At 41.7% G+C, this 11,629-nt stretch carries 9 protein-coding genes, 1 tRNA gene and 1 rRNA gene; 9 read left to right on the top strand and 2 right to left on the bottom strand.

Features of this window, described 5'->3' with window-relative positions; all coding sequences use genetic code 11:
- The 4 genes from T357_RS0114780 to T357_RS0114765 all read left to right on the top strand — a co-directional run.
- A 23S ribosomal RNA gene (locus T357_RS0114780) occupies positions 1-249 on the top strand; the annotation flags it as partial.
- A 246-nt stretch (positions 250-495) separates the two neighbouring features.
- Positions 496-569 (top strand) — tRNA-Asp (locus T357_RS0114775).
- 167 nt (positions 570-736) lie between these two features.
- Complete coding sequence (locus T357_RS0114770; protein WP_031554269.1) at positions 737-1,462, top strand: DUF554 domain-containing protein; 726 nt, start codon at positions 737-739, stop codon at positions 1,460-1,462.
- Positions 1,463-1,710: 248 nt separating this feature from the next.
- Entirely contained in the window at positions 1,711-2,397 is a 687-nt protein-coding gene (locus tag T357_RS0114765) for an FUSC family protein (RefSeq protein WP_031554266.1), read from the top strand.
- 54 nt (positions 2,398-2,451) lie between these two features.
- Here the strand turns inward: T357_RS0114765 and T357_RS0114760 are convergent, their stop codons facing one another.
- Complete coding sequence (locus T357_RS0114760; protein WP_031554263.1) at positions 2,452-3,339, bottom strand: LysR family transcriptional regulator; 888 nt, start codon at positions 3,337-3,339, stop codon at positions 2,452-2,454.
- A 510-nt stretch (positions 3,340-3,849) separates the two neighbouring features.
- Here T357_RS0114760 and T357_RS0114750 point away from each other — a divergent pair.
- The 4 genes from T357_RS0114750 (at position 3,850) to T357_RS0114735 (ending at position 7,505) form a co-directional block, all read left to right on the top strand.
- Positions 3,850-5,121, top strand: a complete 1,272-nt coding sequence (locus T357_RS0114750) for an SLC13 family permease (RefSeq protein ID WP_031554260.1) — start codon at positions 3,850-3,852, stop codon at positions 5,119-5,121.
- A 157-nt stretch (positions 5,122-5,278) separates the two neighbouring features.
- The gene (gene ttdA / locus T357_RS0114745; protein WP_031554257.1) at positions 5,279-6,187 is read left to right on the top strand and encodes a L(+)-tartrate dehydratase subunit alpha; all 909 of its coding nucleotides are present in this window, start codon (positions 5,279-5,281) and stop codon (positions 6,185-6,187) included.
- A gap of 110 nt (positions 6,188-6,297) precedes the next feature.
- On the top strand, positions 6,298-6,927 hold the full coding sequence (gene ttdB / locus T357_RS0114740; RefSeq protein ID WP_031554254.1) for a L(+)-tartrate dehydratase subunit beta: 630 nt from the start codon (positions 6,298-6,300) through the stop codon (positions 6,925-6,927).
- 224 nt (positions 6,928-7,151) lie between these two features.
- The gene (locus T357_RS0114735; protein WP_031554251.1) at positions 7,152-7,505 is read left to right on the top strand and encodes a DUF1622 domain-containing protein; all 354 of its coding nucleotides are present in this window, start codon (positions 7,152-7,154) and stop codon (positions 7,503-7,505) included.
- 200 nt (positions 7,506-7,705) lie between these two features.
- Here T357_RS0114735 and pap read toward each other — a convergent pair whose 3' ends face one another.
- Entirely contained in the window at positions 7,706-9,184 is a 1,479-nt protein-coding gene (gene pap, locus T357_RS0114730) for a polyphosphate:AMP phosphotransferase (protein ID WP_031554249.1), read from the bottom strand.
- 866 nt (positions 9,185-10,050) lie between these two features.
- Between pap and T357_RS0114725 the strand changes: the two genes are divergently transcribed.
- On the top strand, positions 10,051-11,589 hold the full coding sequence (locus T357_RS0114725; RefSeq protein ID WP_049962464.1) for a DEAD/DEAH box helicase: 1,539 nt from the start codon (positions 10,051-10,053) through the stop codon (positions 11,587-11,589).
- Positions 11,590-11,629 lie beyond the last annotated feature (40 nt).

The following is an 11,629-nucleotide window of genomic DNA, read 5'->3' as shown; positions in this document are numbered from 1 at the left end:
TGTCCTTAGTACGAGAGGACCGGGATGGACTGACCTCTGTTGGACCTGTTGGAGATCAACTCCAGTGCAGGGTAGGCATGTCGGGACTGGATAAACGCTGAAGGCATCTAAGCGTGAAGCCACCCTCAAGATGAGATATCCCATCGTTAAGAGTAAGACCCCTTGAAGACTACGAGGTAGATAGGGCTAAGCTGTAAGTGCTGTAAAGCATTCAGGTGATAGTTACTAATAGGTCGAGGGCTTGTCCAAAAAGGCTGGAAAGGTTAGAGGTTTAGATGGATTACTGGGAATGATTCATAAATGGTATGCTGTTTTGAAGGTACGATACTGCTTTAGATCTTTTGAAAAAAGATCTAAAGAGCCGCGCGGCATTGGGAACGTCAGCCAATTAGATTCGCTTCGCGAGGGCTGACGCTACATATCAATTTTTTTCAAAAATTGATACAAAATTTGAGCGGTTCAAAAGAATCCGAATGGATTCTGTCTTTGTAATATGGCCCGGTGGCTCAGTCGGTTAGAGCGCCGCCCTGTCACGGCGGAGGTCGTCGGTTCGATTCCGTCCCGGGTCGCTTTGATGAAGAAGTAGTTGATCTACTTCTTTTTTTGTTCGTGAAAATATAAATGTATGGACAAAAGATTACATGTTATTATTTTTGCGATGCGCATATTTGTGTGGTGCTCTGAGGTACTGCTGCTGATATATACGAAATATTTCAAAATAGTTTGGGAGGGTCATATGCCGATAGGTGTAATTGTTAATGCTTCTGCTGTTGTTTTAGGTGGTCTGATAGGAAACGTTTTAGGCTCGGGATTATCAAAAAAAGTAGTTGAAAGCATGAATGCTATTTTTGGAGTTTGTGCTATGACTATGGGTATTTGTTCGGTGATACTTTTATCCAATATGCCTGCTGTTATGCTTGCCGTTCTTTTAGGTACAGCTATTGGCTTTGCCATTAAGCTTGGGGACAAGATAACTGCCGGAGGACTTTGGATGGGAAATTGTATTTCCAAAGTTTTTAAAGGAAAAGGGGCATTTGACGAGGATTATAAGAAGCAATTGGTTACTGCCATTGTTTTATTCTGTGCCAGTGGTACAGGCATATTTGGAAGTATAGTTTCAGGAATGACTGGAGATCACAGTATACTTCTTGCCAAATCTATTCTTGATATTGCTACAGCATTGATTTTTGCTTGCAGCCTTGGAATTGTGACAAGTTTTATAGCCATACCACAGTGCATCATATTTTTAGCTTTGTTTACATTTGCCAATATAATTTACCCATTTTGCACAGAAACGATGATTAATGATTTTAAAGCTTGCGGAGGTGTTCTTCTGATAGCGACAGGCTTCAGAATGATGAAATTAAAGGATTTTCCGGTTGCAGATATGATTCCTGCAATGGTCATTGCGATGCCAATTAGTCATTTATGGAGTACTTATATTATTCCGTTAGTATCCTGAGCGTCAAAAAATCGATAAAAATTTTTATTTAGGACTTACTCATTCATATGAATGGTAGGTTCTATTTTTGTATTCAAATAAATACATTTAAATGCAATTAAATACTCTTGCAAAAATCATTAAAATGGATATTATTTTAAGAAGTATTACGAAAGGTTCTTGACGTGATAAGAATTTCAGCTGATTGGAAAATAGCTCCTTTCGATAAAAATGTATTTTTATAATATGTATAAAAGGAGTTCTGATCAATGGAAGGCGAAAAAAACTCACGGTTTAGCAAAGTTACCGAAAAAATTAAATTCCCTAAATACACAAATCGAATTATTCGTACAGTTATAGCTTGTTTTGTCACAGCTGTTATTTATAAGTATCTGCTTGGAGACCGCAATCCCTGCTTTGCATGTATTGGTGCTGTATATGGCATGGGCAGCCAGTTCCAGGAAGGATTCCATAATGGATTTAACAGATTTGTGGGAACCTTTATCGGAGGTCTTGTTGTCATTCCTTCATACTGGCTTTATATGAATACTCCCTTCGGAATCCCCGGAGAGGTTTATCTTTGTCTCGGTGTATTCTTTGTTATGCTGATTAATTTCATGCTGGGTGCCAACAACGCTATACAGCCCGGTACAGTTGTATATTTCGTTGTACTCTGTACTCAGCCGGTTGGCAATTTTGTGAGCTACACAATCGCCAGAATCATCGACACAGGAGTTGGTGTTCTTATAAGTCTCGGTATATCAATGCTCCGTCCTACTATGATAGATCGTGAAAAGGGAGTTGAGCTTCTTACCTTTTATGAAGCTATGACAGAAGGATTTAAAGCCTGGTCATACGCAAATAAGTGCGGTTCATTACCACAGCTTGATGAAGAGGGCAGAGCTGCAAAGCGTGAAGAAAGAAAAGCCAGGTATATAGAGAGACATAGCGTTTAATCACTATAATAATTAAAAAGTCGATTTTCATGATGATCATGAAAATCGACTTTTTTAATTGATAAAGATTGACGTATCGTAACTCTTTGCAAAATCGATGAACTTTGCGGTGTTTTGAGGTATAAAGGTTCCGGTTTTCCATATAAATCCAAAATTTGTACATGTTTTGGAAGCCAATGGGATTTTGACAAAATCCCTTGGATTAACAGCAAGGGAACTATATAAGAAGGCTCCACAGTCTCCGCCACGTAAAAAGTTAAGAGTTGTGTTTAACTGACTGCAGTACATAATGATGTTTGGTTTTAATTTAAGTGCGTTAAATTTTGATTTTAGAAGCTTAGTCTGAACGGAATCAGTATTTAAAAGTATGATACGTTCATCTTTCATCATATCCAAAGTTAAATTATCTTTCCCGGCATATCTGTGATTTCTTGATACACAGTATACGAGAGAGTCTTCCATAAGTATCTGACTGTTATAATTCTCCAAATTATAGAAATCCATATTTACCAATGCTATATCCAAAGCGCCTGAATCAAGAAGAGCTCTTGCACGAACAGATCCGTATTCATAAAGCTGAACCGGTACGTCGCTATAGGTCTCATGAAATGAATCGATCATCCTTGGGAAAAATACTGTACTCATGAGTGGCGGGATGGCAATACGAACGGGTTTCTTGGTTAAAGCCAGTTGTGAAAAATCACTGTACATATCCTGAGTCTGCCCCAGGATTATTTCTGCACGCTTATAAAACTCCATGCCTTCCTGTGTGGGAGATATTTTGTTTTTTGCGTGATTGAGAAGTCTTAGATGAAACTCATTTTCCAGGTCACGGATAGCTACCGATATGGCAGGCTGGGAAACAAATAGTTCTTCAGCTGCTTTTGAAATGCTGTGATATCTGCATACTGCGCAGAAGTATTCCAGTTGATTTAAAGTCATGATCAGGTCACCTTTTTAAATACCTTTAAATTAAAACTTGCCAACAAATATTGTAAACAGAAAATAAAATTACATTTCTCTATTGACAGTTTTTGGAGCTTGCGAGTGTAAGTAATAATCGCTCGTTTGCAACTATTATAGATTAAATACTATATACATGTAAATATTACACAAAACATCAAAGCGAAATTTGACAGCTTAACTTTTGCTTATACTTATAAAGGAATAGGCAAATGTACAAATTTAAGCATTTGCGGGATAATGCAGACATAGGAAATGAAGTTGTCCGGCCGGAGAATTTCAAAATAGCAATTATGATTTTTAAATTATGAGATTCAGAATCAGAAATCTATAGTTCTAAAGAATATGTCAAAGAAAATGTGAATGAATAAATTTTTGTTTCCAAGGCACTTATCAATGAAACTGTAGCTGATTGAAACAAAGGTTTTAAAGAACAGTACGAAATATTTGGGATTAGGATTTTGAGAATTCGGACGGAGGTTGAAAAGTATGAGTCCAGCAGCGATAACGCTTTTATTTCTGGCATTTGCCATCATCATGTTTGTAACTGAAAAAATACCATTGGGTCTTACGTCTATGATCGTATGTGTTGGCCTGGTAGTCACAAAAGTACTTGATGTCAGCACAGCATTTAAAGGTTTTATCAATTCAAATGTAATTCTTTTTGTAGCGATGTTTATAGTCGGCGGCGCCCTTTTCGAGACAGGAATGGCAAACGAGATAGGCGGAATAGTTACAAAATTTGCAAAGACTGAGAGACAGCTTATTGTAGCCATCATGGTGATTGTAGGATTGATGAGCGGAGTCCTTTCCAATACAGGAACCGCCGCAGTACTTATTCCTGTAGTTATCGGTATAGCCGCAAAGTCAGGCTTTAAGAGATCAAGACTTCTTATGCCATTGGTATTTGCAGCTGCCATGGGCGGAAACCTGTCACTTATCGGTGCACCGGGAAACATGATAGCTCAGTCAACACTTGAACCTATTGGTCTTAAATTCGGATTTTTCGAGTATGCCATCGTAGGATTACCGATACTAATCGCAGGGATCATTTTCTATGCAACTGTAGGCTACAAGCTTCTTCCAAATCATGATACTGCCAATGATGACTCAATATTTGATGATTCACAAGACTTCAGCAGTGTCCCTCAGTGGAAGAAAACCTTGTCACTTGTGATTCTTATAGCTACACTTCTCGGAATGATCTTTGAAGATCAGATCGGTATCAAGCTTTGTATCACTGGATGTATTGGCGCCATTCTTCTCATTATTACCGGGGTTATTTCAGAGAACAACGCACTTAAGTCCATCGATCTGAAGACCATTTTCCTTTTTGGCGGAACTTTATCACTGGCAGAAGCCTTGGATAAAACAGGAGCAGGAGAAATGATTGCCAATGCTGTTATCAATGCTCTCGGCGCTAATCCTTCACCGATGCTTCTCACCTTTGTAGTTTTCATTCTTTGCTGTATCATGACAAACTTCATGTCAAACACTGCAACCACAGCATTGATGGCACCTATTTGTCTTTCTATTGCGCAGGGTATGGGGGCAGATCCTAGAGCAGTACTTATGGCCTGCGTTATAGGCGGATCCTGTGCTTATGCAACACCTATCGGAATGCCTGCAAACACAATGGTTGTAGGTGCCGGTGGATACAAGTTCAATGATTACGTAAAGGCTGGTTTGCCTCTTATTGTGATCGCAACCATAGTAAGCATGATCATCCTGCCTATAGCATTCCCGTTCTTCCCGGGTTGATGATCCGTTGAAAAATATAAATCGGTTGAATTGAGATAGCCTGAGCTGATGCAGTTCAGCCGTGAGAAAAGCATTATCAAGAAATAATCATCATACATTAAGTAATGAGTTTATTTATAGATTCAAGTTGAGTTTTTTTGAAAGGAGATTTTAAGTTATGTCTAACGAAGCACAGGTTAAAAGATTAACCGATATCATGTCACAGTTTGTCGGATTCACAGCCAAAAAGCTGCCTGACGACGTCATTGCAAAGCTCGAGGAGCTCCGCAACAAAGAAACAAGTCCTATGACCAAGGTCATTTACGATACCATGTTTCGCAACCAGGAGCTGGCTGTAAAGCTGGATCGTCCGTCCTGCCAGGACACAGGCGTCCTTCAGTTCTGGGTTAAGTGTGGTACCAGATTCCCCCTTATCGATGACCTTGAGGGACTTCTCAAGGAGGCTGTGATCGATTCAACCATCAAGACTCCCCTTCGCCATAACTCGGTGGAGACATTTGACGAATACAACACTGGCAAGAATGTTGGAAAGGGAACTCCTACCGTATGGTGGGATATCGTTCCAAACTCAGATTCATGCGAGATATATACCTATATGGCAGGCGGCGGATGTACACTTCCGGGTAATGCTACCGTCCTGATGCCCGGTGAAGGATATGAAGGTGTTACCAAGTTCGTACTTGACAGAATGACTACCTATGGACTCAATGCCTGCCCGCCTCTTCTTGTAGGTGTAGGTGTTGCAACTTCAGTTGAAACTGCAGCTCTTAATTCAAAGAAGGCTCTTATGAGGTCTGTTGGATCACACAATGAGAATGCAAATGCAGCAAAGATGGAAAAGCTTCTGGAGGACGGAATCAATGCCATCGGCCTGGGACCTCAGGGTATGGGCGGAAACTATTCAGTAATGGGCGTAAACATTGAGAACACTGCCCGTCATCCGTCTGCCATCGGTGTAGCGGTTAATGTAGGCTGCTGGAGCCACAGAAGAGGACATATCGTATTCGATAAGGACCTTAATTTTACAGTAGATACACATACAGGTTTTGAATATAAGGAAGCGTAAATTAACCGGAACTGTTTGCATATAAAACGTTTGGCCGGGTGCGAGAGTAAAGGTGAAAGTAAACAGGTCAGATGTTCATATCATAATCGTTAAATAGAAGGAGGCAGTCAATGTCAGTTGAAATAAAAGATGGAAAGAAAATACTGGTTACACCTGTTAGTGCAGAGGATTTAAAGGACATTCATATCGGAGATATTGTTTACCTTTCAGGCGACCTTACAACCTGCCGTGATGTGGCACACAGAAGAGTTGTGGAAGAGGGAAGACAGATTCCCGTTGATGTAAGAAACTGTGGCATACTTCACGCAGGACCAATCATCAGACCACTCGGAGATGACAAGTACGAGATGGTTTCCGTAGGACCTACAACCTCCATGCGTATGGAGAAGTTCGAGTATGAGTTTGTTAAGGAGACAGGTGTCAGAGTTATCGTCGGAAAGGGCGGAATGAAGGAGAATACAGCGGCAGCCTGCAAAGATTTCGGCGCTATCCATTGTGTATTTCCTGCGGGAAATGCAGTTGTTGCGGCAGTTGAAGTAAAGGAAATCGTTGAAGCGCAGTGGAAGGATCTGGGAATGCCTGAGACTTTATGGCATTGCCACGTAGAAGAGTTTGGACCTCTGATCGTATCCATCGATTCCTATGGAAAGAATTATTTCGAGGAGAAAAAGGTGGAGTACAACAAGAAAAAGGATGAACAGGTAGAGATCATCTCAAAGCAGGTTGGATTCATAAAGTAATTCACTGACAGGTTACACTCAACGGAACACACATATTATAAAGATTTCATAGATCATAAAGGATAAATCACTCTAAAAAACGGTTAGACATACTCCCTTCCGGATGGCGAAAGCTCCCGGAGGGGAGTATTCTGTTATTTTCTTATAAAACCATATTCTGGTATAATGTAGATCGATTATAGTTTATAATATTGGATATACTATTATGAAGGGGAATATGAATTATGGAATCTTTGGTTTCGGTACTTGATTTTGTACTTGAGAATGTTGTTGCGGTTTGTACTATCCTGCTTGAAATGGTAGGAATCCTGGTACTTGTTTTGACTGCAGTTAAATGTTTTTTAAGATGGCTCAATCATGACCAGCATGTGCGTCTTGATCTGGCTGAGGGTATTGCTTTAGCTCTTGAATTCAAGATGGGTGGAGAGGTTCTCCGTACCGTAGTTGTCCGTGAGTGGAGTGAGCTTGGAATACTTGGCGCGATAATCATCCTCAGAGGACTTCTCACATTCCTTATCCATTGGGAGATTAAGAACGAGAAGAAGGATTTGCTGGAAGTTAAAACAAAAGAAGCATAAAATGAGTAGAGAAATCATCAGATCACTTAAACAGACGATCCCCGGAGTAAACAAATCCGTTACTCCGGGGATCATTTATATTGAACCTACAATTCTTTTCTATTAAATTTTGGTCAGTATCCTAATCTATAAACGAGTGTTTTCAGTCGTCTATATCTGATTAACTCAATTGCTAAGCAATTGATCCGGAAAATATGGTTTTATTTAGCTTCTTTCAGCTTCTTTTCCATTGCGACGCAAATGGTCTTAAGGGCCTTGATTCTGGCATACTGCTTGTCATTGGATTCAAGTATATGCCATGGAGCGTAAGTCGTACTGGTCTTTGCAATCATCTCGTCAACAGCCTGCTCGTAAAGATCCCATTTCTCACGATTTCGCCAGTCTTCTTCCGTGATCTTCCACTGTTTTTCAGGAGTATTCTGTCTGTCAGTAAAGCGGGCAAGCTGAGTTTCCTTATCTATATGGATCCAGAATTTCACGATAACAGCGCCCCAGTCACTAAGCTCCTTCTCGAACTCATTTAATTCATTGTAAGCCCGCTGCCAGTCATTCTCTGAACAGAATCCTTCCAGACGCTCTACCATAACGCGGCCGTACCAGGTTCTGTCGAAAATAGCGATATGACCGGTCTTGGGAAGTCTGGTCCAGAAACGCCACAGGTGATGGCGGCTCTTTTCAAAGGGCTTCGGACTTGCTATAGGATGAACGATGTAGCCTCTCGGGTCAAGAGCAGCTGTGATACGCTTGATATTACCGCCCTTTCCCGCAGCATCCCAGCCTTCATAGGCAATGATGACCGGAATATGCTTACGATAGCAGGCGTTGTTCAGATTCCTGAGCTTCAGCTGAAGCTCTTTAAGCTGTGTCTTGTAATCTTCCTCGGAAATTGTCTTCTTCAGGTCCACATCCTTAAGCTTAGGCATACGCTTCAGCGGGAAGATGTTCTGAATGAGAGGTACAGTCAGGGTATGGTTTTTAAGGGCAATGTCTATTCCGGCAACTATGGTCTCCATTACCTGAAGTTCGGCCCATTTCCTGGACTTTGCATCAATGACATTCCAGGGGATGGTGGAGGTGTGGGTTTCCTCAAGAAATCTGTCGTAAACCTTATAGCACTCATCATAATGTTCGTTTTCCCACGTATCGAAGGAATTGACCTGCCATGCGGTATCCTTGTCTGCTGCGAGAGTTTCGAGGCGCTTTGTCTGCTCTTTATGACTTATGTGAAGGAAGAATTTCAACACCAGGTATCCGTTATCTGTGAGTGAACGTTCGAATCTCAGGATACTGCCGATGCGGTTTTTGTAATCACGCTTTGATATCTTGTCAAAAAGAACATCTTTAGTAATTTCACTCATCCAGCCCATATCAAGGAACTTGAACTGGCCGGCTTCCGGAATCTCAGCAAAATACCTTGCCAGGAATGGCTTCCTTAGTTCTTCGGTGGTGGGATCTTTCATCGAAACCGCAGAGAAAAATCTGGGATCAAGGTTCTTGATCACCTGCCCGAGAACAGTGCCCTTTCCGGCTGCACCCCAACCTTCAAAAAGTATAAATACGGGAAGCTTACTGTCCTTCATGAGAAGCTGCTGCTCCGAAAGGCGCTGGTGAGCGACAGCCAGACGCTGTTTTATTTCATCGGACTCAGGTTTTGGAATGGAATTATAATTGTCAATCATTTTTAATGTCTCCTTTTTGATGACAGACTATGTGATGTCAGGCATAAATGCCGATTTCCGAACTAAACATATATACATTAATCTCGACAGAAAATTCATAATAAATAAGAGTAGAAAAGAGAGAATCCATGCGGATTCTTTTGAACCGCTCAAAGTCGAGTGGCTTCCACGATTTTCAATCTTGGGCAGAACAAGAGAGAATCCATGCGGATTCTTTTGAACCGCTCATCACAGCGTGGCTTCCACGATTTCCAATCCTTGGCTGACACGAAAGAAGGAACCATCTTTCGATGGTTCCCTCTTCCAACGTCTGTAAGGAGATAATAAAAAAACAATGTATTATTGGCTTGATATATACGTCGGCGGATAGTTTAGATAAATAAGCTTTTTTTATAAAAATTTTTCAAAAATAAAAGAACCGCTATCTTAGCTAGACGAGGTGCTAAGATACCGGCTCTTCTCTAATTAAGTAAAAAGGCTGCGGTGGGGATGGAAGGGGTGTGGGCTCCGCATCGCCTTTATAACTCTTTTTGATACCAAAAGACTGTTTCTTTTGTATGTTTAAATGTTATCATCTTAATTGTCACAATACTGTCACAAATAGATAAAATAAATTTAAGAATTAGGATTCTCACCTGCGAGAGCCATCCCCACCGGCAAGAACCGTCCCCACCGTCGAGAACCGTCCCCACCGGCGAGAACCATCCCCACCGGAAAGGTGCATTTTATAAAATTATTATTTGCTTTATGCTTGTTGATGTGTTAAACTCCTCAAGTCTTATCGATGAAACAACTTATTTTGAATAAGTTAACATAACTGATCGGGCAGAACCTGATCAGTTTTTTATTGCATAAAGGAATAATAAATGACATTTAACGAATTAAATCTCAGCAAACGTATCGTTGACGCTATCACAAAGGCAGGCTACAAAGAGCCGTCACCAATTCAGGAACAGGCTATCCCCCTCATGATGGAGGGAAGGGATCTCATCGCCTGTGCACAGACCGGAACCGGAAAAACTGCGGCATTTGCATTGCCTGTATTAAATATGCTTGACAATGAATCCCGTCCGCATCCCCGCGCCCTTGTACTCACACCCACAAGAGAGCTGGCTATACAGATCCTTGAGAATTTCAAAAAGTATGGCAGATACATGAGACTTCATACCGTATGTTTCTACGGTGGCGCAAAGCAGGGCCCCCAGATCGGTGCTTATGAAAGAGGCTGTGACGTTCTGGTGGCAACCCCCGGCCGTCTCCTGGACTACATGAATCAGGGTATTGTGAGCCTCAGGGACATCGAGATATTTATTCTTGATGAGGCTGACCGAATGCTGGACATGGGCTTCATCCATGACATCCGTAAGGTGGTAGCAGAGATACCCGAAGAAAGACAGACGGTAATGTTTTCTGCCACCATGCCAAAGGAAATCGAGGCATTGGCACAGGATATACTGCATGATCCCGAATCCATAAAGATCGCGCCTACCACAAGTCCGGCTGAGACGGTGGATCAGAAGATCTGTTTTTTGGAGAAGGACAACAAGAAGATAGTACTTAGTGACTTCCTGAAGCAGGATAATGTCAAGAAGTCCATCATTTTCACCAGAACAAAGCACGGAGCTGACCATCTTGTAAGAGATCTCGGAAAGCTGGGCATTGAATCCATGGCTATCCATGGCAACAAGACCCAGGGACAGCGTCAGAATGCACTTGAGAGGTTCCGTTCCGGAAATATCAAGGTACTTATAGCTACTGATGTGGCGTCCCGTGGTATTGATATACCGAAGATAAGCCACGTGTTTAACTATGATCTTCCGGAGGAGACTGAATCCTATATCCATCGTATAGGACGTGCAGGAAGAGCCGGAGAGACCGGAGAATCAATCACCCTTTGCAGTAAGGATGAAATGGGACTTCTTTATGACATCGAAAAGATGATGCAGAAGGAGATTCCGGAGTTGGAAACCGAGCTTTCAGTTTCAATCGAGCGTGTACAGCGCGGTGAGAGAAGAAGATTCGGAAGAGCGGTTGCCGCAGCAAAGGCTTCCGGCAGGGAAGACAGGAAAAAGTCCGCGACGCGTAGAAGCGGATGTGTAAAAGAGGAGATCAGAGATCTGCCAGCAAAGAAGACTGAGACAAAGCCTGAAAAGGTGACTTTTGAGAGAAGGTCGGTTAAGACTGACAGATTCTCAGAAAAGAAGAACGAAGATAAGCTCAGGAAACTTAAGGCTAAAAAGAAAGCATCCCAGAAGAAGACCGGCTTCGAAAAATTCTACAAGAAGAACGGAGACATCTTCGAAGAAGCAACTAAAGCCTTTGAGACGAAGCAGAAAAATCATTCCGGTAAAAAGGTAAAGGAAGAGACCGGGAAAAAGAAGGAACATAAGAGAAGAGCGTCATGAGCAAACAAAAAGCCCAAAACCAAGGAAAGGAGTAGAATTC

The organism is Oribacterium sp. FC2011, from assembly GCF_000701645.1.
Classification (GTDB): domain Bacteria; phylum Bacillota; class Clostridia; order Lachnospirales; family Lachnospiraceae; genus Oribacterium.
The sequence above is the reverse complement of the archived record's forward strand: the minus strand, read 5'-3'. Positions and strand labels throughout refer to the sequence as shown.